The organism is Streptomyces sp. NPDC002324 (assembly GCF_053593335.1).
The window spans coordinates 1-26,111 of record NZ_JBSFCF010000052.1; the positions used below are offsets into that span (position 1 = coordinate 1).

Here is a 26,111-nt window from a genome sequence, read left to right on the forward strand (position 1 = left end):
TGCGGGGCGGGTGACCATGGTCACCCGCCCCGCACCAGCCGCCCGCCGCCGTTCAGTCGGCGATGCCGTCGAAAGCGATGACTTTGTCGATGTGGGCGCGGACGAGGAGGTTGCCGGGGCCGCCATTGCGGGCGGCGTACTCCTGGGTGCGCTCTTCGCCCATGTAGCGGGCGCCGAGGAGACCGCCCCAGTGCAGCATCTCGTCGGGGTTCGCGGAGGTCTCGGCGCGTCCTTGGAGGTTGACGAACGCGTACGGCGGGCGGTCGTCATCGACGCAGAGGGCGAAGCGTCCGTCGCGGGCGAGGTTGCGGCCCTTGACGCCGTCCTTCTCGGTGGTGAGCACGATGTCGTCGCCGTCGAGAAGGAACCACACCGGGGTGATGTGCGGGCTGCCGTCGGCCCGGACGGTCGACAGCTTGCCGGTGCGGGTGCCGTGCGTGACGAACGCCCGCCACTGCTCGCCGGTCATCTTCCGCATGCGATGCCTTTCATGCTGGTGGGGCCGTTCGCCGCCCCGAGGCCGGGCCGGCCTCGGGGCACACAGCGGGTGTCAGCGGCCCCAGAAGGCGTCTTCGGCGTTCTGGTCGCCGGAGAAGAGCCACATCTCGGTGATCTTGCCGTTCTGGATGCGCAGGAGATCCACGCCGTCCATGGCCATGGACGTGTCGCCGCGGCGGCCGGTGAAGTGGATGGTGGCGGCGACCAGGTCGCCGTTGCCCATGAGCGAGTGGATCTTGTCGATGGCGAAGGTGCCCTGGCTGGCCTCCATCATGCCGCCGAGCATCTGGAAGACGGCACCCTGGCCCTTGTGGTCGCCGGAGAACTGGTTGGCGCCGGGCTGGTGCCACATGATGTCGGCGTCGAGGAGGTTGGCGAGGGCGGCCATGTCTCCGGTCTGGACGGCCTGGAAGTAGGCGCGGGCAAGGCCGAGGTCGGCAGTGGTCATCGTGGTCTCCGTAGGTTCGGTCGGGGTCATCGGGCGAAGTCGAGGCGGTCGGCGAGGCCTGCCTCGGTGAAGGCGGCCTCGATCTCGGCGCGGCCTTCCTGGAAGTGGGCCCAGCTGTCGTAGTGCGCGGGGACGACGCGTCGGGCGCCGAGCGTCTTGGCGGCCTCGGTACCCAGGGCGCTGTCGAGGGTGAGCAGCGCGCCGTCGAAGGCGAACGGCATGCGGGCACCGCCGAGGAAGAGGACCGCGGTGTCGACGGGTGCGAACCTCTCGGCCACCTCCTTGACGTGCTCCAGGGCGGCGTTGTCGCCGCTGACGTAGACCGAGGGGAGGGCGTCGGAGGTGAGCATGAAGCCGATGACGTCACCGGTGATCGGCTCGCAGCCCACGGGGCCGTGCCGGGCGGGCACGCCGGTGACGGTCACGGTGCCGCCGTCGGGCCGCTTGAGTTCGGCGGTCTGCCAGAAGGCGAGGCCGCGGGCGTTACCGCCCAGGCGGTCGGCGCCGCTCTCGGTGGTGAGGACGACCGGCACCTCGGCCAGCAGGGCCCGGCCGGTGTTGTCGAGGTTGTCGTCGTGCTCGTCGTGGGAGAGCAGGACGGCATCGATGGGGCCGAGGTCGGCGGCGGCGACCGGTGAGGGGTCGGTCTTGACGAGCTTGTGGTCGCCCGGGAGGGGCATGGAGTACTCGCCGGGCGGGTCGAAGGTGGGATCGGTGACGAACCTGAGCCCGCCGTACTCGATCAGGGTGGTCGGGCCGCCGTAGACGCGGACGGGGATCTTTTCGCTGGTGGCGCTGGCGCCGGACATCGGGGAACCTCCCGGTCGGGGGAACGGTGGTGCGAGGGCCCTGCGGCGCGCTCCGGCGGGAGGCAGGGCGGAAGAGGCACGGGTCTACGGGCCCGCCCGCTCCTTGGAAGCGGCCGACTGCGGGCGGCCGGCGGCCGTGGTCGGGCTCATGGGGCGGGGGCGGAGAAGACGCCGAAGTGGTTGCCGGCGGTGTCCTCCAGCCGGGCGAAGGTGAGGCCTGCGGAGTCGGAGACCGGCTCCATGAGGACCTTGGCGCCGAGTTCCCGGCCGCGCTCGACAGTCGCGGCGATGTCCTGGACCAGGACGTAGAAGATCGCGTAGTCGGGGAAGTCACCCTCCGACTCCCACACGCCGCCGGTCGGCTGTCCGGCACCAGGCGTCATCACGGAGTGGTAGGTCACGCCCGGGGTGTTGGTGTTGCGGGCGTACTTCCAGTCGAAGAGCTGTCCGTAGAACTCCTTGACCTTCTCGGGCTGGTCGGTGCCGAACTCGAACCAGGCGACCGAGTTGAAGGCGGGAACGGTCATGACACGCACTCCTTACACCCTGAAAAGGGAGAAATGTCTCTGAGGCAGTCCAGTCCAAGCGGTGACGGCCGCCCTGTGGGGGCTCGCGAACCCGGCGGAGGTGACGGGCTCCGGACCGGCTCGGCGGCCTCCAGCAAACCATTTACATTCCATGGAAGCAACTTCCATGGATTATTGTTCCATGTGTAGGTGTTCGGCGACCGTCAGTCGGCCCCCGGACAGCACAGGACCCCGGCCTGTCGGACACGGACGCGGGCCGCAGGAAGGAAGCACGTCATGGAGCCGGTCGAGATCGAGGCGAAGAGCCTGATCCAGAAGTCGAAGACCCCGTCGAACGACTACGTCATCAACCCGTACACCGGCTGTGTGCTGGGCTGTGCCTACTGCTTCGCCAGCTTCGCCGGGCGGCGCTTCGGCCGGCCGGTGAAGGAGTGGGGTGACTACCTGTACGTGAAGAAGAACGCGGTCGAGCTCGCCCGCAAGGAGCTGGCGAAGATGCCGGAGCACAAGAGGCAGGGCACGATGCTGCTCAGCTCGGTCACCGACCCCTACCAGGGGCACGAGACGAAGTACCGGCTCACCCGCGGCATCCTGCGCGAACTGAAAGCGGTCGAGTATCCGGGCCTGGTCCGCATCCTCACCAAGTCACCCGTCGTCACCCACGACATAGACCTGCTCACCAGCCTGCCCCAAGCCGAGGTCGGCATGACCGTGACCAGCACCGACGACAAGGTCAGCCGCTGGCTGGAGGTCCGCGCCCCACTCGCCTCCCGCCGTCTGCGCACCCTGGCCGAACTCAACGAGGCCGGCATCCACACCTACGCCTTCGTCGGCCCGCTCCTGCCCCACTTCGCCACCCGGCCCGAACTCCTCGACGACCTCTTCGCCCGGCTCGTCGACGCGGGAGTAGGTGAGGTGTTCATGGAGCACATCAACCTCAAGCGGTACATCCGCGAGCGCATGGATCAGGTCCTCGCGGACGAGCCCGAGGACGTCCGAGAGGCGTACCTCCAGGCGCAGACGAAGGAGCACCGCGCACAGCTGGACGCGATCGTGGCGGAGCTGCTGGGCAAGCACGGGCTGCGGCTGCGCTTCGAGGAGGTCGTCCACCACGACGACAACGACGCCCTGCGGCAGCGGCTCGCGTCCTCGCCGTGACCGCGTCCGGGCCGCCGGGCCAGGTCGCGGAAGCATTGATCGCCTGGGCGCCGGGCAACCCGCGGCCGGAGCCGGTGGGCCAGGTGCTGGACGCGGCGGTGCTGCAACGCCCGCATCGGGGGTGAGCCCCCGACCGGCCCGAGTGAAGCGGTCAGGCGCGTCCCGACAGGCCGCGGATCGCGCGCCAGTGCCTGCTCGATGGTGGGGTGGCAGGGGATCAAGGCGTCGATGCCGACCAGCCGGCTGCAGGACGCGCGGGACGGCCTCCTGGGCGCCGGCGATGCGCAGCCACCCCTGCGGACAGCGGCACCCGGCGCCCGCAGCACACCATGGGCGGCCCGTGCTTCCACGGCGAGAGGCCGGGCTCGCGAGCCCGCTGTGGGAGCCGTCGCTTTTGCTTCAGTCGGCCGCATGCGACCTGAGGTTGACGGAACCTACGTCGCGAGGCGTGACCGACCGCTGGAATGTCCGGCTGCGGAGCGATGACCGGGACGGCGTGAACGCACAGGATTACTTCTGTCAGGCACCGACTCCCTCAGGAGAGCAGGAGATCCCCATGACATCTCGTTTACGCCGCAGGACCGTGGCTGTCCTCGCTGCACTCGCCACCGGTCTCACTCTGTCCAGCGCCGCCGGCGCTTCCTCGGGAGACCGGGAGGAGAAGCCGGTCCGTGCGAGCGTCGTCGGAAGCGCCCGGTTCGTGCTGCCCTATTACAAGGACGACGACATCCGCTCGTTCACCTTCGACGCTCATGGCGCCCCGTACAGCCGCCCGCTGCCCACGATCCCCACGGGTCTGCCCACCGACGCCACGGGGACGATCACCATCTCCCACTACTCGGCCGACCGGAACATCACGTACACGTCGAAGGGGACTGTGGACTGCCTGGTCACCGGACCACGCACCGCGACGCTGACAGCGGTCATCACCGAGGTGAGTCCTGGCGGACCGCCCAGCCTCGGGCGCCGGGTCGGCTTGAGTGTCTACGACGGGGGCAAGGACAAGGGCCGCTCCGCCGATCGCGTGGGCTTCTCCTGGAACGGCGTGAACCTGCTGCCGGACAAAGACGCCGCTCCCGAAGAGGCCCCGGTCGGCACCTGCATGGCCCCCGCTCCCTACGCCCCGGTGACCAGGGGCGGATATAAGGTCACGCACGCCGAGCTGCCGGCGGCACCTGACCAACCGAAACATCAGCCTACGGGCCTCACCACCAGCACGGCGGACGTCGACCGTTCGTGAGCGGCTCGCACATGGGCACCCGTGGGCAGTCGGCCGTCGCGCCTCATCGTCCCGCCGGGACGACGCCCTCGCCCGCCGCGTCGAAGACGCGTGACGCCGCCAAGCACAGGAAGCGGCCGAACGCGAGGTTCAGTGCCCGAGGCGCGGGGACCGCGGGCAAAAACGGCTGCGCCGGCGTCGTCGCGCAGCAGGGCGTCATGGCCCAGGAACCACCCGCTCCCGTTTTGACGCGGACCACCCCGCTGACCCGACTTGTCCGCAACGAGGGCTCCGCTCTGAGGGTAGCTCCTGGAAAGCAGCTCTGACCTCGGCGAATGGAACGCGTTCCGCGCACAAAGATGCGTCAGTTCGTCGTTGACCGGCGGTCCAGGGGAGGGCCAGTGTGATGGAGCCGGATCGGATTCCGATCTCCCCGTTTCCGGTCAGCGAACCGCGTAGGAGGCAGTGATGCTCCGGACAGACCCCCTTGAAGACACCGAACCGAGAGAGAACCACGCAGCGGCTGCCGTCGCCACGACCGTGTCCGCCATGCCGACCGCACCGGCGGACCGTAACGAGTTGCTCTTCCAGCGCTGCCTGTGGTGCGGCACTCCGGCCTACCGCCGCTCGTTCTGCCATGCCTGCGGGTCCGTGGCTTTTCGACGGGAACGCAGCGCGGGCGCCGGGGTCGTCGTTCGCCGCCACGGCCAGGTCCCGCACAACACGTGGTTCGTCGCGATGAACGAGGGCTTCAACCTGCTCTGCCAGGCCACCGGCGAGGCCCCGGTCGCGGTCGGGTCGAGGGTGAGCGTCATACAGGCTGTCGCTCCCCTCGGGCAGGGACTTCCCGTCGTCGAACCCACTCGCCCGCCGACTTCGAACCGCTGGTGGTAACGGGAAACGGCTCGAATGCAGCCACCTCGCGCAAGCGGAACGATCAGAGAGGAGGGCACGTGGGCACCGAGCACGACATGCCGGACGGACGGGCCGGCATGGTCGAGGGAACGGGGCGCGGGGCGCTGGAGGGTCTGCGGATCGCCGACTTCTCCAGGGTCCTCGCGGGCCCCTACGCCACCATGCTTCTCGCCGACCTCGGCGCGGACGTGGTGAAGGTCGAACGGCCGGGCATCGGGGACGACACCCGGGCCTGGAACCCTCCGGCGGACCACGACGGCACCTCGACCTATTTCCTCAGCGTCAACCGGAACAAGAAGTCCGTCACCCTGGACCTCACCACCGACACCGGCCGTGAACAGGCCCGTGCCCTGGCCGCCGAGTCCGACGTGCTGGTGGAGAACTTCCGTCCCGGAACGATGGAACGGCTCGGCCTCGGCCCCCGCGAACTCCGGGACCGGCAACCAGGGTTGATCTACTGCTCGATCAGCGGCTTCGGCAGCGGCGCGGGTGCGGCGATCCCCGGATACGACCTGCTCGTGCAGGCCGTCGGCGGTCTGATGAGCGTGACCGGGGACGCGTCCGGTGAGCCGGTCAAGGCGGGTGTGGCCCTGGTCGATGTGATCACCGGCCTGCACGCCTCCCTCGGCATCCTCGCCGCTCTCCGGCACCGGGACGCCACCGGGCGGGGGCAGCACGTGGAGGTGAACCTGTTGAGTTCGCTGCTGTCGGCCATGGTCAACCAGGCATCGGCGTACGCGGTGGCCGGTGTGGTGCCGGGTCGTATGGGCAACGCGCACCCGAGCATCGCCCCGTACGAGACCTTCCCGACCGCCGATCGTCCGATCGCTCTCGCGGTGGGCAACGACCGGCAGTTCGCCGCGCTCGCCGATCTCGTCGGGGAACCCGGTCTCGCTCTCGACGACCGCTTCCGCACCAATGCCGACCGAGTCGCCCACCGCACCGAACTGCGGGACATCCTGGCGCGGCGGCTGAGCGCTGCCGGCGCCGACCACTGGTCGACCGTGCTCCTGGCCGCAGGGGTGCCCGCCGGGCCGGTCAACACCCTCGACGAGGCGTTCGACTTCGCTCACAAGCTCGGCCTTCCCGGCATCGTCGACCTCCCGGCCGCATCCGCCCACGGAGCAGAGGACAGGCCCTTCCGTCACGTCGCGAGCCCCATTGCGATGAGCGCCACGCCCGCGCAGTACCGCCTGCCGCCACCGCGCCTGGGCCAGCACACCGCGGAGATCCTGCACCGCCCTTCCGACCACGACCACACCTCCCCGCCGAACTGAGCGGTCAGCCGACCGTTCCAGGCGCGAGCACCACGACCGAACCGATTACCCGCAACCCCCAGGAGCTCACGATGAGCGGCGCCAAGCCGATGAAGGACCCCCTCGACCTGCTGGACATCTCCTCCCTCCTCAGCGACGAGGAGCGCGAGATCCAGGCCACCGTGGCGAAGTTCCTCGCCGACCGGGTGCGCCCGCACATCGGCGAGTGGTTCGAGAACGCGCACTTTGCCCGCGAACTCGCCCCGGAACTGGGCAAGTTGGGTGTTCTGGGTATGCATCTCGAAGGCTACGGCTGCGCCGGAACGAACGCGGTCAGCTATGGATTGGCCTGTCTGGAGCTGGAGGCGGCTGACTCCGGATTCCGAAGCTTCGTCTCCGTGCAGGGCTCGCTGTCGATGTTCTCCATCTGGAAGTGGGGCTCGGAGGAGCAGAAGCAGGAATGGCTTCCCCGGCTTGCCGCCGGTGAGGCCATCGGCTGCTTCGGCCTGACCGAGCCCGACTTCGGCAGCAACCCCTCGGGGATGCGCACCAGGGCCGTCCGGGACGGCGCCGACTGGATCCTCAACGGCTCCAAGATGTGGATCACCAACGGCGGCATCGCCGATGTCGCCACCGTGTGGGCGCAGACCGAGGACGGTATCCGTGGCTTCCTCGTCCCCCGCGGGACTCCCGGCTTCACCACCCAGGACATCAAGCAGAAGATGTCCCTGCGCGCCTCGATCACCTCGGAGCTGTACTTCGACAACGTACGGCTGCCCGACTCCGCCCGACTGCCGCTCGCCCAGGGCCTGCGCGGACCATTGTCCTGCCTCAACGAGGCCCGCTTCGGCATCCTGTTCGGTGCGGTCGGCGCGGCCCGCGACTGCATCCAGGCCGCCATCGAGTACGCAGACTCCCGCGTGCAGTTCGACAAGCCCATCAGCGCCTTCCAGCTCACCCAGAAGAAGCTCACCGACATGAGTGTCTCCACCGGCAACGCCGCGCTGCTCGCCATCCACCTCGGCCGGCTCAAGGACCAGCACCGGATCCGCCCCGAGCAGATCAGCGTCGGAAAGCTCAACAACGTCCGCGAAGCGATCGCCATCGCCCGCGAGTGCCGCACCATTCTCGGCGCCAACGGCATCTCCCTGGAGTACTCACCCCTGCGCCACGCCAACAACCTGGAGTCCGTCCTGACATACGAGGGCACCAGCGAGATGCACACCCTCGTGGTCGGTCAGGCGCTCACCGGCCAGGCCGCGTTCCGCTGACCACCGAAGGCCGGACCACCGCAGGCTGAAGGAAGACACCCGTGAACATCGTCGTACTCGTCAAACAGGTCCCGGACACGGGTGCCGAACGCACTCTGTCCCAGGCCGACCACCTCCTCGACCGCGAGGACGCCGACCTCGTCCTGGACGAGATCAACGAGCGCGCCACGGAAGAGGCCCTGACTCTGAAGGAGTCGGCGGACGCCCACATCACCGTCGTCTCCATGGGACCCGACTCCGCGCTCGAAGCCATCCGCAAGGTCCTGGCGATGGGCGCCGACCGGGGCATCCACATCTGCGACGACCGTCTGCGCGGCGCGGACGTAGTGACCACCGCGAAGGTTCTGGCGGCCGCCGTGCGGACCGTGGAGGACGTCGACCTGGTACTCGCCGGTGACACGACCACCGACGGTCGGGCGAGCGCGGTCCCCGCGGTCGTCGCGGACCTGCTCGCCCTGCCGCAGGTGACCCACGTACGGAAGATCGACGTGGACGCCGGACGGGTGCGCGCCGAGCGCGAGACCGAGAACGGTGAGGTGACGCTCGACGCCCCGCTGCCCGCGCTGGTCAGCGTCACCGAGAAGATCAACGAGCCGCGCTACCCCTCGTTCAAGGGGATCATGGCCGCCAAGAAGAAGCCGGTGGACACGGTCGACCTCGACGACCTGTTCCCGGACGCGGACGACACCGCGTTCCTCGTGACGCGCACCCATGTGCTGGAGGCCATCCCGCGTCCCCCGCGTTCAGCCGGAACCCGCATCACGGACGACGGCTCGGCAGGCCGGCAGCTCGCCGCGTATCTGATCGCCCAGAAGCTCGTCCGAACCTTCTGAACCGTCTGAACCGTCCGTCCGCCCGCACAGGAATACAGGCCCCATGCCCGATGTCCTCGTACTCGTCGACCACGACGGGGAACGTGTCAACAAGACCACCTATGAACTCCTGGCCGCCGCACGGCGGCTGGGAGACCCCGCCGCCGTCGTCGTGGGAACCCCCGGCACGGCGGCGCGCCTCAAGCGATCCCTCGCCCGATACGGCGCCACGAGCGTCCACGCGGCGGAATCCACGCAGGCGGCGGATTTCCTCGTCACGCCTGCCGTGGACGCCTTGGAACAGGCGGTGCACGAAAACTCTCCCGTCGCCGTTCTGGTCCCCGCGACGACGGACGGCAGGGAGGTGGCCGCGCGTCTCGCCGCACGGCTGGACGCCGGGCTGCTGATCGACGCGGTCGACCTGGACTCCTCCTGTGTCGTCACTCAGATCGTCTTCGGGGGCTCGTACACCGTGCGTTCCCAGGTCACCCATGGGACACCGGTGATCACCGTGCGCCCCGGGGCCTTCGAACCGGAGGAACTGCCCGGCGGTGCCGCGGAGTGGACACTGGTCCCGCCGGCCGTCGACCCCACGACCTCCGCCCGTATCACCGAACGACGCACCGTACTCGCGGGAGACCGGCCCGGGCTCACCGAGGCCGCCGTCGTCGTCTCCGGCGGACGTGGTGTCGGAGGCGCGGACGGCTTCGAGGTGGTGGAGGCGCTGGCGGACGCCTTCGGAGGCGCGGTCGGCGCCTCGCGCGCCGCGGTGGACGCCGGCTACTACCCGCACCGGTTCCAGGTCGGGCAGACCGGCAAGTCCGTCTCCCCTCAGCTGTACATCGCCCTGGGCATCTCCGGGGCCATCCAGCATCTCGCCGGAATGCAGACCTCCAAGACGATCGTCGCGGTCAACAAGGACCCGGAGGCGCCCATCCTCGACCTCGCCGACTACGGCGTGGTGGGCGACCTGTTCGCGGTGACTCCCCAGCTCACACAGGAAGTTGCAGCCCGCCGCGCCGTCGGTTGAGGTGCTGCGCGACCGGAGGGGGCGGCCGACGGCCGCCCCCTCCAGCCATTCGCCGACTGCGGTGCGCGTCCACCCGCAGCACCTCCGCGAGTGATGCCAAGCTTGAGATCGGGGCATCGAGGCACCGACGACGACGGGGGGAGGACACCATGCGGCACACCGGGAAGGCCAGACCTGCTGCGACGTGAACATCGACCCCGACCCCACACGGGTGTGGGCGTTGTTGACGGACATCGCTTTGCCGGCCCGCCTGAGCCCTGAGCTGCGGCGGGTGAATGGCTCGACGGCGCCGAGGAGACCGCGGTGGGAGCCCGTTTCGCGGGTATGACCGCCACCGGATGATCGGGAGTGGCGGGCCGAGTGGTACGTCGTCGAGCCGGAGGAACAACGGGTCTTCGGCCGGGCGGTCGTCGACCCGGACTGCCGCTTCGGTGACCCGGTCACGGACCCCGCGAAGCCCCTGCCACATGGCGCTTCGATCTTGAGCCCCAGGGGACCGGCACGAGGCTGAATCAGTTCGCCCGGTGGGGACCGGGCCGGCTCCGGGGGCGACCTCTCCATGCCACGCACTCCGGAGCGGGAGCGGGAGATTCGTGGCCTGTCGGCTGGCGGCGCTCCGCGCGGACAGGGAAGCAACCCTGCACGGCAGGGCGCTTGCGGAAGGAACCGACTGGCCGGGCTTTACGACCGGCGGCCTACCGGCCTTCAGGCCGCCTGGTAGTTGAAGAACCCCTGTCCCGACTTACGGCCCAGCAGGCCCGACTCGACCATGCGGCGCAGCAACGGGGGAGGGGCGTACAGCGGTTCGCGGTACTCCTCGTACAGCGCCTCGCCTATCGCTGCCACGGTGTCGAGGCCGATGAGGTCGGCGAGGCGCAGCGGGCCCATGGGGTGGGCGCAACCGGCGGTCATCCCGGTGTCGATGTCCTCGGCCGTCGCTGCGCCGGAGCCGACCATCCGTACCGCTGCCAACAGGTAGGGAACCAGCAGGGAGTTCACGACGAAGCCGGCGCGGTCCTGCGTGACGATCGCCTTCTTGCCCAGAGCCTCGTCGGCGAAGGCACGTACGCGCAGCTCCGTGGCCTTCGAGGTGTGCAGCGAGGGGATTATCTCGACCAGCGGCATGACAGGGACGGGGTTGAAGAAGTGCAGGCCGATCACGGACTCCGGTCGTCCGGTCGCTGCCGCGAGCCGGGCGATGGGGATCGAGGAAGTGTTGCTGGCGAGTACGGCGGCAGGGTTGGTGACCACCTCGTCCAGTTGTCGGAACAGAGCCGTCTTGGCCCGCTCGTCCTCGACGGCGGCCTCGATGACCAAGTCCGCCCCGGACAGACAGGAGAGGTCCGCGGCGACCGTGATTCCGGCCAGGGCATGGGCGCGGTCTTCCGAGGTGAGGGCGCCGCGCTTCTCCGCCTTGAGCAGGGAGTCCGCCACACCGGCCAGACCGGCGCGGGACCTGTCCTCGGTCACGTCGCACAAGGTGACGCGTAGGCCGGCCCGGGCACACACCTCGGTGATGCCCCGGCCCATCTGCCCGGCGCCGACGACGCCTACGTGCTTGATCGATGTCATGTGTTCCTCCGCCTGTCCTTCTCCGTCCGCGACAGTCGACGGACGCCGCCACGCTCAGTGGTTCCGTGTTGAGCCTAGGCCGGTCAGACCCCCTCTGAACTGCTCGGACGGTGCGTCATCCGCGTACAAAGATGCGTCGGTCCGTTGTCCGCCGACGGGTGCCGCGCGGAAGTCGCGCGGAAGTCGCGCCAGACCGGACCAGGCGTGGTCCCGACAGGCCGCGGATCGCGCGCTTCGCCCTGTGCGGGCCGCCTGCCGGGACTCCGTGGCCTCAGACGGCGGCGGCCGTGGCGGCAGCCGCCTCCCGCAGGCGGCGGATGACACCGCGCACGGCGGGCGAGGTCTCGCCTCTGCGGTAGGCGCCCACCAGCCGAGTGGTGAGCGGTACATCCGCCAGCGGGCGATAGGCCACCCCGGGGATCTGCACGCGACGCAGCGAAGCGGGGACCAGGGCCACCGCGAGACCACCGCCCACCAATGTCAGAGCCGCGATGAAGTCCCGCACCGGGGGAGCGCACCGCGGGCTGAAACCGCCCCGCTCCGCCACTTCCAGGATCTGGTCGCGACAGCCGTATTCCTCGTCGAAGTGCGGGGCGACGAACTGCTCGTCGCGCAGCTCCGCCGCCGGTACCGCCTCGTACGCCGCGAGCGGCGCGTCGACAGGCAGCGCCAGGACGACCTCCTCCGTGAGGAGACGGATGGCGGTGACTTCGGGCGGGTACTCCGGTCTCCAGCGCAGGAACCCGACGTCGATGTCCCCGCAGGCCAGGGCTTCCAGCTGCGCCGGTGTCTCCAACTCGCGTACCTGCACGGTGAGTTGTGTGCCGGGGGCCGCGCAGCGGGTGAGGACGTCGGTCAGCACCCCGGAGAACGCGGCCGAGGCGACGTACGCGATCTGGGCGTGCCCCAGCTCTCCGCGACCGGCACGTCGGCCCACGGCCTCGGCCCGCGCGGCCTGGGCGAGGGTCAGCCGTGCCTCTTCGAGGAACAGCTGTCCGGCGCTGGTGAGTGCCGGGCGGGAGCGTCGTCCGCGGTCGATCAGGCGGACGCCCAGGTGCGACTCCAGCGCCCTGATCTGGGCGCTGAGTGCCGACGGAGCGAGATGCAGACGGTCCGACGCGCGCGCGAAGTGCAGTTCCTCCGCGACGGTGACGAACGACTCCAGCCAGCGCAGTTCCACCGGCTCCTCCGTCCTGCTGGGCGTGTGCTCAGGCGGCCATCGGCCGAGTGTACGGCCGATGGGCCGGGACACCCCGCGGCGCCGTCAGGGCAGAACAGGACCGCCGCGGGGTGAGTACGGTACGCCGTGGTTCAGGGGATGACGACGTAGTTGCTGAATCCGCCGTCACGGTCCTCCAGGCCCGAGATCGCCTCGTTGACCCTCGACAGAGGGAAGGGCTTGACCTGCAGGTAGGACAGGTCCAGGGCGCCCGTGGCCACCATGTCGGCGAGTTCCTGCCCCTGAGCGGTGCTGAACCAGTTGGAGCCGATCAGCTGGACCTGTTCGTCCATGAGCCACTTCACGTCCACCGGCAGCCGGTCGGCCACGCCGCCGACGTTGACCACCTTGCCGCCCCGCCGGACGCCCTGCATGGAGTCGAGCATCGTCTCCACCGGGGCCTTGGCGCCCAGCGCGCTGATCACGTAGTCCGCGCCCTCGCCGCCGGTGCGGGACTTCGCCCACTCACCGGTGGAGCCGTCCCCCAGCCGGAAGACCTCGACCCGCTCCGGGTCCAGTTCCTTGACGCGCTTCAGGAGTTCCTCGTTGCGGCCGGTCCCGAGGACCCGCGAGGCACCGGAGGCCAGCGCGAGCACGGTGGACGCGACGCCGAGGGTGCCGGTGACCCCGTCGATCAGCGCGACCTGGCCGGGGCCGGCGGCGGCGTTCTTGAGAGCGCCGTAGGAGGTGCCGATGTAACCCAGCTTGCCGGCCTGCTCGAACGTCATGTTGTCGGGGATGTTGACGATCGAGTACTGCGGGGCGGTCATGTACTCCGCGAAACCGCCGTAGGGGTAGAGGTCGAAGATCCGCTGGCCGTCACGGGAGGTGCTGAAGTAGCCGTTCAGCGTGAAGTAGCGGCACCGGCTCAGTTCCCCGCCCCGGCACACCTGGCAACTGCCGCAGGAACGCAAGGGGTTGACGTACACCCGGTCACCCGGCTTGGTGTGCAGCACCGCCTCGCCGACCGCTTCGACCACGCCGGCGGCGTCCAGCCCGAAGATGGCGGGAAACTTCGGCAACGGCTGATGCGGGAACCACGTGGGCCAGTTGTTGATCACATTGGCCATGTTCGGCACGATCCCGCACGCCTTCACCCGCACCAGTACGTCGGTCGGGCGCGGCGTGGGCACGTCGATCGTGTCCACCGACATCGGCTCACCGAGCGCGTGCAGTCGGGCAGCGAGCATTTTCGCCATGGAAATACTCCTTGGAACAGCTCCGTCCCGGGCGGCCGGGTGCGGAGAATCAGGAATTCCCTAAGAATTCGGGAAAGGGTTCGGGTAGTTGTCCTCAAGGTCGATGCCGAGCAGTCCCATGATGCGGACGCCGGAGTTGTACCAGGCGATGGACAACGACAGTTCCACCATCTGCTTGTCCGTCAGACGGTCGGCGGCGGCCCGCCAGGTCTCCTCCGAGACGTCGACCTGGAGCGTGGACTCCTTGGCGAGGCGCATCACCGCCTTCTCCGTGTCGTCGAACAGAGCGGACGACTCGAAGCCGGCCACCGCCGCGAGTTGTTCCTCGGTGAGCCCGGCCTTGAGCCCGTGCGACTGGTGGTGCGCGACCTCGTACGCCGACCGGGTCGCGTACCCCACGGTCAGGATGGCCAGCTCCCGCAGCTTGGGACTGAGGTCGGCGGCCCGCAGCGAGTTGGCGTAGGTCAGGAAGGCGTCCAGCTGGGCCGGCGCGTTGGTCAGGGCGAGGAAGATGTTCGCCGTCGGGACCTTGCGTTCGGCTTCCAGCCGGTCGTACAGGGGCTTCTGCGACTCATCGGCGTCCTCGCGGCGCAGATAGGGAACGCGTGCCATGGTGTCTCCTCGGGGGACGAAGGGATCAGCGGGTGGACGACTGGGACTGTTCGAGCAGGAACCGTTCCAGCGACATGGGCTTCGGCGGCTCGGCCGGCGGAATCTGCTCGACCCCCACGAAGGGCGACGCCTCGAAGTACCACTTCTCCAGCGCCGGGAGGCCCCAGCGGGCATTGGTGCTCAGCGATCCCGCGTCCCACCGCACCGGCTCGATCTCGGTGTCGATGGTCTGGTAGTGGCTGTTGAAGACCTCCACCCGGTGCCCGTCGGGGTCACGGAGATAGGCGAACAGCATCCCGCCCGGACCGTGACGTCCGGGGCCACGCTCCACGCCCTCGCCGTAGCCGTGGATGCCCGCGAAGTCGCAGGCGGTGAAGATGTCGTGGCTCTCGGAGACGGTGTACGCGAAGTGGTGCAGGGCGGGGCCGGTGTTCTCGACGATCGCCAGGTCCAGACAGGTGCCCTTGCGGTACATGAACGCGCCCAGCAGCTTGTCGCCGTGCGCCAGGTACTCGGAGTTGCGGAAGCCCAGCTCGCCGTAGAACGCGCACAGCTCGTAGGTGTCGGGCGCGAAGGTCTGGTAGTGATCGAGCCGCTGCGCGTGCGCGCCCTTGTGGAGCTGGAAGTCGATGTGCAGCCTCGGCCGGGTCTCCATGTGCGCACAGAGTTCGAGCGGAGTGCCGATCGGGTCGCTGACGTGCAGGGTGCGGCCCTGGTACGGGGCGTCGACCCACTCGGCGGGCAGTCCCCGCTCACGGAACCAGTCGTACGCGATGTCGAGGTCCTCGTCGAAGAAGACCCGGAAGCCGATCCTCCTGCTCCGGCCCGCGCCCTCCTCGTCCAGTTCCAGGACGAGGCTGTGGTGGCAGGCTTCCGACAGGCCACGGAGATAGCAGGTGCGCTCGTCCTCGTCGCTGACGACGAGTCCCAGCACGTTCACGTAGAAGTTCCGGCTCTCGGCCAGATCGGCCACGGTGAGCCGGACGTGGCTGGAGCGGGTGATGTTGAAACTCGGGCGCAGATTGACGGGTGGCAGCATGCTGGTCTCCGTGCTCGGATCGGCTCTGGATTTCGTATGTGTGATGACCGTGATACGTGACATTCTGCGGGCGTTCTACGGCTTGGAGGTAAAAGCTACGGATTGGAGTTGAAAGCCCGGGATCCGGCGAATGTGAAGGCGGACCAGCCGCTGAATTCCGCGGATTCACCGAGGGACTCCTCGATGCGCAGAACCTCGTTCCACTTGGCCATGCGCTCGGAGCGGGTGAACGAGCCCACCTTCAACTGGCCGGCGTCCCAGCCGACGCTCAGATGGGCGATGGTGATGTCCTCGGTCTCGCCGGAACGCGCCGAGACGATCGTGCCGAAGCCGGCTTCCTTCCCGGCCCGCAGTGCCTGGAACGCCTCCGTGACCGTACCGGCCTGGTTCGGCTTGACGAGGACCGCGTTCACCGCTCCGACCGTGGCCGCGGCCTCGACGCGCTTGGCGTTCGTGACCAGGTAGTCGTCGCCGATCACCTGGCAGCGGTCGCCGTAGCGCCGGGTGAACTCCAGCATGCCGTCGTGGTCGTCCTCGCCCACCGGGTCCTCGATGGACAGGATCGGGTACTGCTCGATCCAGCCGCCCAGCATGTCGATCAACGCCGCGGTGTCCAGCGTGCGGTCGTCGAGGGCCAGCGTGTAGCGCCCGCCGCTGCCGAACTGGGACGCCGCGACGTCCAGCGAGATACCCACCTCGGTCGAGAGGGCGAAGCCCGCGGTGCCGATGGCGCGGGTCAACATCTCCAGCGCCTCCTCGTTGGAGTCGAAGGCCGGCCAGAAACCGCCCTCGTCGGCCACGCCCTGGGCCTTCCCCGCCGCGCGCATCAGGCTTCCGGCCGCCCGGTAGATCTCCGCGGTCCAGTCCAGTGCCTCGGAGAAGCTGTCCGCCGCCGGGCACATCACCATGAAGTCCTGCACGTCGACCCGACGGTCCGCGTGGGCGCCGCCGCCGAAGATCTGGATCTCGGGCAGCGGGATACGGACCGGGCGGTCGCCCGCCAGGTGCTTCCACAGCGGGACGCCCGCCGACGCGGCGGCGGCGTGCAGGACGGCCATGGACGTGGCCACGATCGCGTTGCCGCCGAGACGGCCGCGGTCGGGGGTTCCGTCGAGGTCCACCAGGAGCCGGTCGACGGCTTCCTGGTCACCCGCGTCCCGACCGACGAGGGAGGGCGCGATCTCGTGGTTCACCGAGCCCACCGCGCGCTGGACGTCGAGCCCGCCGAAGCGGCTGCCGCCGTCGCGCAGGTCGAGCGCCTCGCCCTGGCCCGTGGAAGCCCCCGCCGGTGCGATGGCCCGCCCGACCGCGCCGTCCGTGAGGTGGGCCTCGACCTCGACGGTCGGCCGACCACGTGAGTCCCACACTCTGCGGCCGTGGAGCTTGGCGATCCGCGCGTCAGTCATGGCGGTGCAACCTTTCGGAGTTCGGACGACCGGGGTGTCGGGCGGGGAGCCCGTGTGTGTTGTCGAGGGAGGGGGATCCGCACGGCCCGAGGCGTACGGAGGCCGTCGCTCACGAACGGGGGCGTGCGGCTCCCGAGCCAGTGGCACCCGGAGCGATACGAGGGCGCTGCGAGCGAGTGAAGGGGCGTACGGCTCTCTTCGGAAGGGGCGTACGGCTCTTCGTCGTCGTGCTAACGATAGCGCAATCGTGCGAACTGTCGGCAGTGATGTCAAGAGGTGGATTGCACTCCATTCCTGTCGTCCTGCCATGTGACTCTGCTCTCTTGGTGTGCTTCAAGGCGAATGCTATCGTTCGCACAATCCTGCTCCGGCAAGGACTCCGGCGGGCCCGCACGCTTCCTGGACGGACGGACAGCACAGGAAGGGCGGGCCCGCCGGGCCGGGGCGCGGCCGAAAGGAAAGTGAGCCCGATATGACAGCCGAGCCCTCTGTGACGCCGATGACCCTCACCACCGTGGTGGCCAGTACGCGTCCCGGGCGCGTGGGAAGGTCCGTCGCGGACTGGTTCACCACCCGGGCCGCGGCGTGTGACCAGTTCGAGTCGCACACCGTCGACCTGCGGGAACTCGCCCTTCCCTTCTTCGACGAGCCGCATCCGCCCGCCCTGCGGCAGTACACGAAGAGCCACACCCGGCAGTGGAGCCGGATCGTCGAGGCGTCGGACGCGTTCGTCTTCGTCACCCCCGAGTACAACGGCGGCTTCCCCGCCCCGCTGAAGAACGCGTGGGACTACCTCGTCCTGGAGTGGCAGCACAAGCCGGCCGCCTTCGTCAGCTACGGAGGCGTCTCGGCGGGCACCCGGGCGGTGCAGATGGGCAAGCAGGTCGTGGCGAACCTCAGGATGCTGCCGATCGGCCCGACCGTGAGCATCCCGTTCGTCAACGAGTGCGTCGAGAACGGCGTTTTCCGGCCCGGCAAGATCCACGAGGCCGCCGCCGAGCAGGTGCTCGACGAACTCGTGCGTACCGCCCGCGTCATGCGTCGACTGCGGGGCGGAACGTACTGAACCCACCGTCCCCGGATACGGCGGGTGCGAGCGAAGGCGCCCGGAGCGGTGTGCTCCGGGCGCCTTCGCGTGTCCGAATGGGGGCATCGATGGCTCAGCGGGACCTGGACGGCCCCTTTCCGTCCGGGGCCGCCGTGCTGCCGCGCAGGATCAGCGATCCGGGGGAGACCGATGTGTACGGTCCGTCGTTGCCCGGTTCGGTCTTCAGCCGGCGCATCATCCACAGCGCGCAGCCGGTGGCCATCTCCTGGATCGGCAGGCCGATCGTGGTGAGTCCGGGGCCCCACCAGGAGAACCCCGGCTCGTCACCGAACCCGATCACGGACAGGTCCGTGGGTACCCTCACACCTTGCTCGGACAGTTCCTCCAGGACGCCTCGTGTGAGCTGGATCGATCCGAGTACGAGTGCGGTGGGCGCGTCCGGGTCCTTGAGCAGTCGGCGCACCGCCTGGCGGCCGTGGTCCACGGACGACGGCGGGCCCAGTTCCGTGCGCCCGGCGTCGTCCGGCAGGCCGCCGTCGCGCAGGCCGCTGCGGAAGCCGCGCAGACGCTCAGCGCCCGTGGGCAGTTCCTCGGGGCCGCCCATGTACGCGATACGCGTATGGCCCTGGGACACCAGGTGGGCCGTGGCCCGGCGCAGCGCCTCATGGTCGTCCACTCCGAACCACTGGGAGCCGAGCGACGGGTGGCGGCGCAGCAACTGCAGGTGCGGCACCGTGCGCAGGAGTTTGACCGTGTCGCTGTGCGGGCGCGCGGTGGGGACGATGATGACGCCTGCCACACGCGTCGCGGCCAGCTCCCGCAGATGGCGAAGCTCGACCATCCGGTCGTCGTCGGTCTCCGCGAGCATCAACTGGAAGCCCTCGGCCTCCATGTTCTTGGACAGCTCGTGCGCGATGGTCGAGTAGAAGCTGTTGCGGATGTCCGGGATCACCAGCGCGACCACATTGCTCGACGCCCCGCGCATCATCCGTGCCGCGCGGTTGCCGACGTACCCCATCTCGGAAGCGGCCTGGCGGACCTTGTACTTGGTCTCCTCGCTGATACGGGAATCGTCGGCGAGTGCCCGGCCGACCGTCGAGACGGAGACTCCGAGGCGTTCCGCGATGTCCTTGGTCGTGATCACGTGGGTGCCCCCTTGAGCCGACTGATCTCGTGTCGCCACTTTCCGTATGCCAACGATAGCACTCTCGTTGCGCTCCGTGGTCACGGGAGTGGACCTCTGATGTTGATCTCCATCCTCGTGCTAACGTTAGCATTGTTGGATGGGTCATGCGGCCGCCCGTGGCTGCCTAGTTGCGGAGGTTTCCGTGCGGATCATCAGGTACGCCGTCGGCGGTGAGCGTCATTACGGAGAACTTGTATCCGGTGAGGCGGGAATCGCGAGATTCCAGGGGGATCCCTACACGGGGCTGTCTCCTACCGGACGCGTCGACGAAATCGGCGATGTGACCGTTCTTTCGCCGCTCGAACGACCCCGGATATTCGGGTTCGCCTACAACTACGCCTCACATGTCGACGAGACCGATCGTGAGGTTCCGGAAGTGCCGGTGTGTTTCATGAAGCCGAGCACCGCCGTGGTGGGTCCGGGTGACGCCATCGTCTATCCGGCGGATGGTGAACTGATCCATTTCGAAGGCGAGTTGGTCGTCGTCATCGGAAAGGAAGCCCGGCATGTGAAGCCCTCTGAGGCCCACGAGTACATCCTCGGATATACGTGCGGCAATGACGTCAGTGACCGCATCGTCCAGCGCAAGGAGAGCGCGTTCGGCACACTTCTGATCGGGAAGGGGCAGGACACCTTCGCTCCGCTCGGGCCGGCCGTCGAGACCGAGCTCGACCCCTCCGCGCTGTCGCTGACGACCCGTGTGAACGGCGCCGTCATGCAGTCGGCGAGCACCGCCGACCTGCTGCTCTCCGTTCCTGACATCGTCAGCTACCTCAGCCGCTACCTGACGCTGCTGCCCGGAGACGCGATCATGACCGGCACGCCCGCCGGCGTCGGACCGATCCGTCCCGGAGACGTGGTCGAGGTGGAGATCGAGGGCATCGGCGTACTGCGCAACCCTGTTGTGGCCGAGAGCCTCTGACTCGGGACGCCTGCCCGGCGACATGCCACGGGCCTGCCCACCGCTCAGCGGTGGGCAGGCCCGTGGCATGTGCGGAGCGCTGTGCCGCTGTGCCCCGCTGGTGAACTGCGACCGTGTTGCACCGGGCTCCGGCCCGGCGCAACACGGTGGCGGATGTCCGGCGGGCGGGCTTGCCGAGCGGGCCCACCGAAGCCCGTCCCACAGCGTGTCGCGCCTGACGCTGTCGCGCGCTTCGACGTCCTAGGGGGTGGCCAGGCGCATGGCGCCCGGCGGCCGGTCCTGTGGGTCCCTGCCCGCCCCTCGCCCTCGACCGGACGGAAGTGCTGTACCCGGGATCTCCCCAGGGCCTTCGGCTGCATCGCCGTCCGCACTCACCCCATACGACAACGTCGGCCTTTCAAGACCTCAACCAGGTCTTGAAAGGCCGACGTCACGCCAGGCCCCGAACTGACCCACAGCATCCCACGGAGCGCGAGGCTGGGAGATGCCGCGGCTCCGCCGCTGAGGGGCGGCCGGCCGCCGTCGGCCCGTGGGTTCGGTTCCGTGCTTCCTGCGGAGCGCTCAGCGGGTCGCGTTGTTGAACTGTGAGGTGCGGACGAAGCCCAGGGCTACGACGCCCAGCAGCGGCAGAACGGTGACCTGCAGCAGCCCGGCCCGGGTCCAGCCGAAGGTGTCCACGAGGGCGGCGAAGAGCAGGCCCGAGAACGCGGCCGGTCCGTAGTAGCTGGTGACGAAGAGGCCGGAGGCGCGTCCGATCTGCCCAGGGCGGACGGCACGCTGGATCGCGCTGTTGGTGTTCGGGTAGATGAAGCCCAGTCCGAAGGCGCCCATGAGGAAGGCGAACATGCACTGCACCGCCACCCCTGCGTGCGTCGAGTAGATGCACACGCTGATCGCGGAGACGGCCAGCAGGCTCAGGATCAGCAGGTTGCGCTGGTTGAAGCGGTCGCCGAGCCAGCCGCCGAAGATGGCTGTCATGCCGCCGAAGCCGAGGAAGCTCATGGACAGTGCGGCCTGTCCGGGGGTGTAGTGCAGCGAGGTGATGAGGAACGTCGGGTAGAGGCCGAGGAACCCGTAGATGGCCACACCGCTGACGACCGCGTGGACGGCCAGGGCGACGGAGTTGCGGTTGTAGGCGGAGGCCGGCATGTACTCGAAGGTCCTGGTCGAGGCGACCTTCTCGACGGAGTGCTCGGTCAGCCCGGTTTTCACCAGGAACAGGCAGGCCGCGGCGATCAGCAGCCCGGCCGCGCCGAACAGGTAGAAGGGCGAGTGCCAGGTGCCATGAGTGCTCATGAGCTGGACGCCGATCAGCGGGGCGATGAACACTCCGATCGAGTAGCCCACGCCGATGACGCCGAAGGCGAGGCCGCGCCGCTGGGCGAAGAAGGCGCCGATCGCCGCGAAGATGGCCGCGGACTGCATGCCCTCACCGAAGCCCGAGACGACCCGGTACAGGGTCATGTCGGCGAAACCGGTCGCCAGCGGTGTGGCCATCGTGCCCAGGGAGTAGATCACGATGCTGGCCACCAGGACGGTCTTGCGGCGGAAGCGGTCCAGGAGGTAGCCGGCGGGGAGGCCGGCCAGGGCCATGCCGAGGGTGAAGTTCGTCGCCAGCAGCCCGCCCTGCTCCAGGGAGAACCCGTACTCCTCCCGGATGTTGGGCAGCAGGGGAGGAAAGACCTGGCGGTCCATCGCGTTGACCATGTAGGAGAGGACGATCAGCAGGAAGCCCACCCCGATCATGGGACGGGAAATGGAGGGCCGGTTGCTGTCCTGGGTTTCGCCGACGGGCACCGTGGTGGTGTCGACTGGCGCTGCGTGAGTCATAGCGGCTCCTGAAGAGGAATGGGCCACGGCGGGCCGCGGCGGGTCCATCGCCCGTACGGGGCCGTACGGGCGATGACGAGAAGCGGTGAGCTGAATACGGAATCGAGTCGGCGACGAGGATGCGGTCGTCGACTGACGGAATGAGGGCGAGGGGCTGTCGCGCGGTCGGACACCGCATGCGGAATTCAGCCCTGATCGCTCGTCGGGACGTCCGTGGCTATGGCGTCTTCGACAGCCGGACTTCGTGCGGACACTTCTCGGTCACACGGTCGGCGCTGGCTGAAACCATGAAGGGAAGTACCTGGCGCGTCAAGACGTGAACGGCGTATTTCTTCGGCGGTCCTCGTCTTCCCCTGAAGCGCTGAGGTTTCTCCGCTCCGAAGTGGGCGCTGCTGAGGGGCCGGCCGCCGATGATCAGCAAGGTGTGTTCCGCACCCTTGACGAATCGAAGGCTGCGAATGCTATCGTTAGCATCGCGTGGCTGTGACAAAGTGATTCGACGTGCCCTGCTGTCCCGCGATCCGTTCCAGGGCCGTACTGCGGGGCCCGTCCGACCACAAGTCGGCGAGCGCCGACGAGCCCAGTGACCCCCTCCGGCCCACCCGAGGCGACCGACGGCCCATCGGACATGCCGTCGGCCGCCCTTCCGGGTGGCGATCGAACCGCTCACCGGACGCGACCGGGCGCGACGCCCGACCTTCCGCCGCGGCCGCACGACTCTGCGAGGACGACCTGCCATGAACCAATCGAGCCGCCCAGGCACCGTGCTGCTCACCGACTACGCCTGGCCCGACGACTCCGTCGAGCGATCCGTCATCGAGGGGGCGGGCCACGCCCTGGTGACCGGCCCCGCCGAACCGGTGTCCGCCGAGGCCATCGAGGAACTGGTGGCCGAACACCGGCCCGCCGGCATCCTGACCTGCTGGGCGCCCGTCTCCGCCACCGCGATCGGCACCTCGCCGGATCTGCGGATCGTGGCCAGGCTCGGCGTCGGCCTCGACAACATCGCCGTGGACGCCGCCACCGACCGGGGCGTCTGGGTCACCAACGTGCCCGACTACTGCGTCGAGGAGGTCGCGGACCACGCCGTCGCCATGGTGCTGGCCTGGACGCGTGGCATTGCCCTCTTCGACCGGGACGTCCGAGCGGGCCGCTGGAACCCCGCCGGTGCCCGGCTGCGCCGTCTGTCGACACTGACCTGCGGCGTCGTCGGGTACGGACGCATCGGACGCGCCACCGCCGGTCGACTCGGCGCGTTCGGCTGCCGGATCCTGGCCCATGACCCGCACCCGCCCAGAGACACCCCCGGCGTGCAGATGGTGGGCCTGGAGGAACTGCTGCGCCGCAGCGACGTGGTGATCCTCCACGTGCCGCTGACACCGGACACGCACCACATCATCGGAGCGGAGCAACTGGCGCTGATGCAGCGGGGCGGCCTGCTGGTCAACGTCAGCCGGGGCGGCCTGGTGGACACCGACGCGGTGATCAAGGCGCTCGACAGCGGGCACCTGGACGGAGCCGCCTTCGACGTCCTGGAGAGCGAGCCGCACGTCCCCGACGGACTGCTGGCGCAGCCGGGCGCTCTGCTCACCCCGCACGTCGCCTTCTCCTCCGACGCCTCGGTCACGGAACTGCGCCGCCGGGCCGCCGAGGAAGTCGTACGGATCCTGGCGGGCGAGGCACCTGCCCACGCCCGCAACAGCCCCCACGGTCTGCCGGCCGGGTCGGGTGACCGGCGATGACCTCGCTCTCCGAGCCGGTGGGCCCGGACCCGGTGCCGGACACCTCGCTCACCGACTTCCTGCTCACCCACGGGCTCGCCGAGCCCGGCGAGGCCGCGCGGTGGACGCCGCTGGCCGGCGGTGTCTCGTCCGACCTGTGGCGGGTGGACCTGCCGGGACGCTCCCTGTGCGTCAAGCGCGCCCTGGCCCGGCTGCGGGTCGCCGCCGACTGGCAGGCTCCGGTGTCGCGCAACGCGTACGAATGGGCGTGGATGCGGTTCGCGTCCCGGCACCGGCCGGACAGCGTGCCGGAGCTGCTGGCCCACGACGCCGAGGCCGGCCTCTTCGCGATGGCGTTCCTGCCCCCCGAGCAGTACCCGGTGTGGAAGGCGCAGCTGTTCGCCGGCCAGGTGGAGGCGGCGACCGCCGCGGCCGTCGGAGAACTGCTCGGCACCCTGCACGCGGCAAGTGCGGGCGATGCCGCCCTCGCCACGGAGTTCGCCACCGACGACAACTTCCACGCGCTGCGCATCGAGCCCTACCTGCTGGCCACCGCGGCGGCGCACCCGGAGCTGAGCGACACCCTCCATGGCCTCGCCCACCGGACGGCCACGACCCACCGGGCCCTGGTGCACGGCGACGTCAGCCCCAAGAACATCCTCGTCGGCCCGGCCGGGCCCGTGCTGCTGGACGCCGAGTGCGCCTGGTACGGGGACCCGGCCTTCGACCTGGCCTTCTGCGTCAACCATCTGCTCCTCAAGAGCCTGGTGGTACCCGGGCGCCGAGCCGATCTCCTCGGCTCCGCCCGGGTCCTCGTCGAGGCGTACGTTCGGTGCGTCGACTGGGAGCCCCGGCAGGCCCTGGAGGCGCGGGTCGCGTCACTGCTGCCGGCGCTGCTGCTCGCGCGCGTGGACGGCAAGTCCCCGGCGGAGTACCTCACGGACGACGGGCACCGGCTGTTCGTACGCACCGTGGCCGCGGCCCTGCTGAGGGCGCCCGCCCCGACGCCGACGGACGCCCTGGACGCCTGGGCCACCGCGCTCGAAGTCGCCCCCGGCCGAGCCGGGCAGTGACCGCCCCGACTGACGAACCGATTCGTCGGGGTCCTGGCACCTGACGGACCGGCAGACCGACGGACCCGACCGAGGAGAGACACATGCGCAGAGTCGTCACCGGCCATGACGAGAACGGCAGGTCGGTCGTCGTCAGCGACGGCCCCGTCCCCCGCAGCCGGGATTTCACCAGCCTGCCGGGCTGGGTGTCCCGTCTACCGTGGGCCACAGAACCGGGCGAGCAGGTCACCCGGACCGGCGAGGACCCCACACCGAAGGTCACCAGCCTCCTCCCGGCGCCCGGTGGCACACGGTTCATCGTCCTGACCTTCCCACCGGACAGCGCGATGGCCGACCCGGCGTTCGACCCCGTCGCCTTCGAGCGGGAATCGCGGGCGGACTCGCCCGGCATCGCGGACCTCATGGAGCCCGACGGTATGCACACCACGCCGACCGTCGACTACGGCATCGTGCTCCAGGGCGACATCGTCCTGGAACTCGACGACGGCAACTGCACCCCCCTCTCGGCAGGCGACATCGTGATCCAGAACGGCACACGGCACAGCTGGCACAACCGCAGCGACCAGCCGGTGACGATGGCCTTCGTCCTCGTGGGCGCGGAGCGAGAGGGCTGACAGGGTCGGAGTGAAGGGATGCGGCTTGCCGTGGGACAGGGGCCCGGTGGTTGCGTGGGGCACATCCTGAACAACGGTGATGAGTCCGCATCCCAGCCCGGCGGTCCTCGAGGCCAGAGGTGAGGACAGCGACGGGCCGGGCCACGCCGTCAGGATCCACCGCGACCTGCTCGTGCGCGATCGTCGTCTCCAGCGCCGAGGAGACGCCGGGCAGCAGCCAGTTCACGACCTTCTGCTGCTGCGCCTCGATGTAGCGGGTCCGGGCGAGCCGGCGTTTGACCTCGGGGTCGATGGTGTTGCGGGCGAGCTGGTGGCTGACGAGGATCGCCTCGACCTCGATGCCGTTCATCGTGATGATCCGGCAGCGGGTGTAGGGGTCGCGGTGGTCGGGGTCGATCGGCTGCACGTTCAGCTCGCGCCGGTTGCGCAGTTGGCGGTCCAGCGGGATGCCCCGCTGTTCCAGGGGATCGAAGGTCATGGACGGACTTCTCGTGAAAGCCCGGGGATGGAACGCTGGCCGGCCGAAGTACCCCCGTCGCCCGACCGCATCCGCGGGGGCAAGGCCTCGCGGACATGTTTCAGCCATGCGGTTTCCCCGGCCATGGCACAAGCCTGGACGGTCGGACCGGGGCTCCCTTCGAGCGAGTGTGCGGGGCTGTTCGGCGGCGTTTTGGTGCGACATATCCTGGTTCAGGCCGGTCTGGCGGGTACCCGGAGGTTGATTCAC

The 26,111-nt window shown here is 69.3% G+C and carries 24 protein-coding genes and 1 pseudogene; 12 read left to right on the top strand and 13 right to left on the bottom strand.

The genetic code is table 11. The annotated features are described in order from the left end of the window. Positions 1-52: 52 nt before the first annotated feature. The 4 genes from ACWCRJ_RS39870 to ACWCRJ_RS39885 all read right to left on the bottom strand — a co-directional run bounded on the left by ACWCRJ_RS39870 (position 53) and on the right by ACWCRJ_RS39885 (position 2,282). Positions 53-478 (bottom strand): PPOX class F420-dependent oxidoreductase, encoded by a 426-nt coding sequence (locus ACWCRJ_RS39870; protein ID WP_450943881.1) that lies wholly within the window; start codon positions 476-478, stop codon positions 53-55. 72 nt (positions 479-550) lie between these two features. Beyond that, the gene (locus ACWCRJ_RS39875; protein WP_450943882.1) at positions 551-946 is read right to left on the bottom strand and encodes a nuclear transport factor 2 family protein; all 396 of its coding nucleotides are present in this window, start codon (positions 944-946) and stop codon (positions 551-553) included. A gap of 26 nt (positions 947-972) precedes the next feature. After that, positions 973-1,755, bottom strand: coding sequence for an MBL fold metallo-hydrolase (locus tag ACWCRJ_RS39880; RefSeq protein WP_450943883.1), 783 nt, complete (start codon positions 1,753-1,755; stop codon positions 973-975). Between the two features lie 146 nt (positions 1,756-1,901). Then, positions 1,902-2,282: a VOC family protein gene (locus tag ACWCRJ_RS39885; RefSeq protein ID WP_450943884.1), complete on the bottom strand. Its 381-nt coding sequence runs from the start codon at positions 2,280-2,282 to the stop codon at positions 1,902-1,904. Positions 2,283-2,558: 276 nt separating this feature from the next. Here ACWCRJ_RS39885 and ACWCRJ_RS39890 point away from each other — a divergent pair, with 276 nt between their 5' ends. The 7 genes from ACWCRJ_RS39890 (at position 2,559) to ACWCRJ_RS39920 (ending at position 9,943) form a co-directional block, all read left to right on the top strand. Then, a complete protein-coding gene (locus tag ACWCRJ_RS39890; RefSeq protein ID WP_450943885.1) occupies positions 2,559-3,440 on the top strand; it encodes a radical SAM protein in 882 nt (293 codons plus the stop codon). 556 nt (positions 3,441-3,996) lie between these two features. Continuing rightward, positions 3,997-4,680: a hypothetical protein gene (locus tag ACWCRJ_RS39895; RefSeq protein ID WP_450943886.1), complete on the top strand. Its 684-nt coding sequence runs from the start codon at positions 3,997-3,999 to the stop codon at positions 4,678-4,680. A 528-nt stretch (positions 4,681-5,208) separates the two neighbouring features. Continuing rightward, positions 5,209-5,553, top strand: a complete 345-nt coding sequence (locus ACWCRJ_RS39900) for a zinc ribbon domain-containing protein (protein ID WP_450943887.1) — start codon at positions 5,209-5,211, stop codon at positions 5,551-5,553. A gap of 98 nt (positions 5,554-5,651) precedes the next feature. Continuing rightward, entirely contained in the window at positions 5,652-6,851 is a 1,200-nt protein-coding gene (locus ACWCRJ_RS39905; RefSeq protein ID WP_450943934.1) for a CaiB/BaiF CoA transferase family protein, read from the top strand. A gap of 71 nt (positions 6,852-6,922) precedes the next feature. Then, the gene (locus ACWCRJ_RS39910; protein WP_450943888.1) at positions 6,923-8,101 is read left to right on the top strand and encodes an acyl-CoA dehydrogenase family protein; all 1,179 of its coding nucleotides are present in this window, start codon (positions 6,923-6,925) and stop codon (positions 8,099-8,101) included. 41 nt (positions 8,102-8,142) lie between these two features. Continuing rightward, positions 8,143-8,934, top strand: coding sequence for an electron transfer flavoprotein subunit beta/FixA family protein (locus ACWCRJ_RS39915; protein ID WP_450943889.1), 792 nt, complete (start codon positions 8,143-8,145; stop codon positions 8,932-8,934). A gap of 43 nt (positions 8,935-8,977) precedes the next feature. After that, positions 8,978-9,943: an electron transfer flavoprotein subunit alpha/FixB family protein gene (locus tag ACWCRJ_RS39920; protein WP_450943890.1), complete on the top strand. Its 966-nt coding sequence runs from the start codon at positions 8,978-8,980 to the stop codon at positions 9,941-9,943. 705 nt (positions 9,944-10,648) lie between these two features. On the opposite strand, the gene ACWCRJ_RS39925 is transcribed toward ACWCRJ_RS39920, so the two are convergent. The 6 genes from ACWCRJ_RS39925 to eno all read right to left on the bottom strand — a co-directional run bounded on the left by ACWCRJ_RS39925 (position 10,649) and on the right by eno (position 16,990). Beyond that, the gene (locus ACWCRJ_RS39925; RefSeq protein ID WP_450943891.1) at positions 10,649-11,515 is read right to left on the bottom strand and encodes a 3-hydroxybutyryl-CoA dehydrogenase; all 867 of its coding nucleotides are present in this window, start codon (positions 11,513-11,515) and stop codon (positions 10,649-10,651) included. 271 nt (positions 11,516-11,786) lie between these two features. Continuing rightward, entirely contained in the window at positions 11,787-12,695 is a 909-nt protein-coding gene (locus ACWCRJ_RS39930; protein ID WP_450943892.1) for a LysR substrate-binding domain-containing protein, read from the bottom strand. A 131-nt stretch (positions 12,696-12,826) separates the two neighbouring features. After that, positions 12,827-13,933, bottom strand: coding sequence for an alcohol dehydrogenase catalytic domain-containing protein (locus tag ACWCRJ_RS39935; RefSeq protein ID WP_450943893.1), 1,107 nt, complete (start codon positions 13,931-13,933; stop codon positions 12,827-12,829). A 60-nt stretch (positions 13,934-13,993) separates the two neighbouring features. Further along, complete coding sequence (locus tag ACWCRJ_RS39940) at positions 13,994-14,545, bottom strand: carboxymuconolactone decarboxylase family protein (protein ID WP_450943894.1); 552 nt, start codon at positions 14,543-14,545, stop codon at positions 13,994-13,996. Between the two features lie 25 nt (positions 14,546-14,570). Then, entirely contained in the window at positions 14,571-15,584 is a 1,014-nt protein-coding gene (locus ACWCRJ_RS39945; protein WP_450943895.1) for a VOC family protein, read from the bottom strand. 95 nt (positions 15,585-15,679) lie between these two features. Next, entirely contained in the window at positions 15,680-16,990 is a 1,311-nt protein-coding gene (gene eno, locus ACWCRJ_RS39950; RefSeq protein ID WP_450943896.1) for a phosphopyruvate hydratase, read from the bottom strand. A 472-nt stretch (positions 16,991-17,462) separates the two neighbouring features. Here eno and ACWCRJ_RS39955 point away from each other — a divergent pair, with 472 nt between their 5' ends. Then, the gene (locus ACWCRJ_RS39955; RefSeq protein WP_450943897.1) at positions 17,463-18,056 is read left to right on the top strand and encodes an NADPH-dependent FMN reductase; all 594 of its coding nucleotides are present in this window, start codon (positions 17,463-17,465) and stop codon (positions 18,054-18,056) included. A 94-nt stretch (positions 18,057-18,150) separates the two neighbouring features. On the opposite strand, the gene ACWCRJ_RS39960 is transcribed toward ACWCRJ_RS39955, so the two are convergent. Continuing rightward, positions 18,151-19,182 carry a LacI family DNA-binding transcriptional regulator gene (locus tag ACWCRJ_RS39960; protein ID WP_450943898.1) on the bottom strand — a complete coding sequence of 344 codons (1,032 nt, stop codon included), beginning with the start codon at positions 19,180-19,182 and terminating at the stop codon, positions 18,151-18,153. Positions 19,183-19,321: 139 nt separating this feature from the next. Between ACWCRJ_RS39960 and ACWCRJ_RS39965 the strand changes: the two genes are divergently transcribed. Further along, the gene (locus ACWCRJ_RS39965) at positions 19,322-20,146 is read left to right on the top strand and encodes a fumarylacetoacetate hydrolase family protein (protein WP_450943899.1); all 825 of its coding nucleotides are present in this window, start codon (positions 19,322-19,324) and stop codon (positions 20,144-20,146) included. Between the two features lie 561 nt (positions 20,147-20,707). On the opposite strand, the gene ACWCRJ_RS39970 is transcribed toward ACWCRJ_RS39965, so the two are convergent. Further along, positions 20,708-21,976 carry an MFS transporter gene (locus ACWCRJ_RS39970; protein ID WP_450943900.1) on the bottom strand — a complete coding sequence of 423 codons (1,269 nt, stop codon included), beginning with the start codon at positions 21,974-21,976 and terminating at the stop codon, positions 20,708-20,710. A 737-nt stretch (positions 21,977-22,713) separates the two neighbouring features. Here ACWCRJ_RS39970 and ACWCRJ_RS39975 point away from each other — a divergent pair. From ACWCRJ_RS39975 to ACWCRJ_RS39985, 3 genes are all read left to right on the top strand, one after another. Then, positions 22,714-23,718 (top strand): C-terminal binding protein, encoded by a 1,005-nt coding sequence (locus ACWCRJ_RS39975; RefSeq protein WP_450943901.1) that lies wholly within the window; start codon positions 22,714-22,716, stop codon positions 23,716-23,718. After that, positions 23,715-24,770: a phosphotransferase family protein gene (locus tag ACWCRJ_RS39980; protein WP_450943902.1), complete on the top strand. Its 1,056-nt coding sequence runs from the start codon at positions 23,715-23,717 to the stop codon at positions 24,768-24,770. Before ACWCRJ_RS39975 ends, ACWCRJ_RS39980 begins: the two co-directional genes overlap by 4 nt. 83 nt (positions 24,771-24,853) lie before the next feature. Further along, positions 24,854-25,384 (top strand): cupin domain-containing protein, encoded by a 531-nt coding sequence (locus tag ACWCRJ_RS39985; RefSeq protein WP_450943903.1) that lies wholly within the window; start codon positions 24,854-24,856, stop codon positions 25,382-25,384. Between the two features lie 137 nt (positions 25,385-25,521). Here the strand turns inward: ACWCRJ_RS39985 and ACWCRJ_RS39990 are convergent. Further along, a pseudogene (locus ACWCRJ_RS39990) lies at positions 25,522-25,862 on the bottom strand (hypothetical protein); the annotation flags it as partial. Positions 25,863-26,111: the final 249 nt, after the last annotated feature.

Excerpts from the sequence above, each read along its gene's own strand:
- ACWCRJ_RS39965 (WP_450943899.1), top strand. The coding sequence starts at position 19,322 with ATGGGTCATGCGGCCGCCCGTGGCTGCCTAGTTGCGGAGGTTTCCGTG.
- ACWCRJ_RS39925 (WP_450943891.1), bottom strand. The coding sequence starts at position 11,515 with ATGACATCGATCAAGCACGTAGGCGTCGTCGGCGCCGGGCAGATGGGC.
- ACWCRJ_RS39875 (WP_450943882.1), bottom strand. The coding sequence starts at position 946 with ATGACCACTGCCGACCTCGGCCTTGCCCGCGCCTACTTCCAGGCCGTC.
- eno (WP_450943896.1), bottom strand. The coding sequence starts at position 16,990 with ATGACTGACGCGCGGATCGCCAAGCTCCACGGCCGCAGAGTGTGGGAC.
- ACWCRJ_RS39980 (WP_450943902.1), top strand. The coding sequence starts at position 23,715 with ATGACCTCGCTCTCCGAGCCGGTGGGCCCGGACCCGGTGCCGGACACC.
- ACWCRJ_RS39900 (WP_450943887.1), top strand. The coding sequence starts at position 5,209 with ATGCCGACCGCACCGGCGGACCGTAACGAGTTGCTCTTCCAGCGCTGC.
- ACWCRJ_RS39905 (WP_450943934.1), top strand. The coding sequence starts at position 5,652 with ATGGTCGAGGGAACGGGGCGCGGGGCGCTGGAGGGTCTGCGGATCGCC.
- ACWCRJ_RS39935 (WP_450943893.1), bottom strand. The coding sequence starts at position 13,933 with ATGGCGAAAATGCTCGCTGCCCGACTGCACGCGCTCGGTGAGCCGATG.
- ACWCRJ_RS39920 (WP_450943890.1), top strand. The coding sequence starts at position 8,978 with ATGCCCGATGTCCTCGTACTCGTCGACCACGACGGGGAACGTGTCAAC.
- ACWCRJ_RS39880 (WP_450943883.1), bottom strand. The coding sequence starts at position 1,755 with ATGTCCGGCGCCAGCGCCACCAGCGAAAAGATCCCCGTCCGCGTCTAC.
- ACWCRJ_RS39945 (WP_450943895.1), bottom strand. The coding sequence starts at position 15,584 with ATGCTGCCACCCGTCAATCTGCGCCCGAGTTTCAACATCACCCGCTCC.
- ACWCRJ_RS39970 (WP_450943900.1), bottom strand. The coding sequence starts at position 21,976 with ATGACTCACGCAGCGCCAGTCGACACCACCACGGTGCCCGTCGGCGAA.
- ACWCRJ_RS39870 (WP_450943881.1), bottom strand. The coding sequence starts at position 478 with ATGCGGAAGATGACCGGCGAGCAGTGGCGGGCGTTCGTCACGCACGGC.
- ACWCRJ_RS39895 (WP_450943886.1), top strand. The coding sequence starts at position 3,997 with ATGACATCTCGTTTACGCCGCAGGACCGTGGCTGTCCTCGCTGCACTC.
- ACWCRJ_RS39940 (WP_450943894.1), bottom strand. The coding sequence starts at position 14,545 with ATGGCACGCGTTCCCTATCTGCGCCGCGAGGACGCCGATGAGTCGCAG.
- ACWCRJ_RS39885 (WP_450943884.1), bottom strand. The coding sequence starts at position 2,282 with ATGACCGTTCCCGCCTTCAACTCGGTCGCCTGGTTCGAGTTCGGCACC.
- ACWCRJ_RS39955 (WP_450943897.1), top strand. The coding sequence starts at position 17,463 with ATGACAGCCGAGCCCTCTGTGACGCCGATGACCCTCACCACCGTGGTG.
- ACWCRJ_RS39890 (WP_450943885.1), top strand. The coding sequence starts at position 2,559 with ATGGAGCCGGTCGAGATCGAGGCGAAGAGCCTGATCCAGAAGTCGAAG.
- ACWCRJ_RS39910 (WP_450943888.1), top strand. The coding sequence starts at position 6,923 with ATGAGCGGCGCCAAGCCGATGAAGGACCCCCTCGACCTGCTGGACATC.
- ACWCRJ_RS39985 (WP_450943903.1), top strand. The coding sequence starts at position 24,854 with ATGCGCAGAGTCGTCACCGGCCATGACGAGAACGGCAGGTCGGTCGTC.
- ACWCRJ_RS39975 (WP_450943901.1), top strand. The coding sequence starts at position 22,714 with ATGAACCAATCGAGCCGCCCAGGCACCGTGCTGCTCACCGACTACGCC.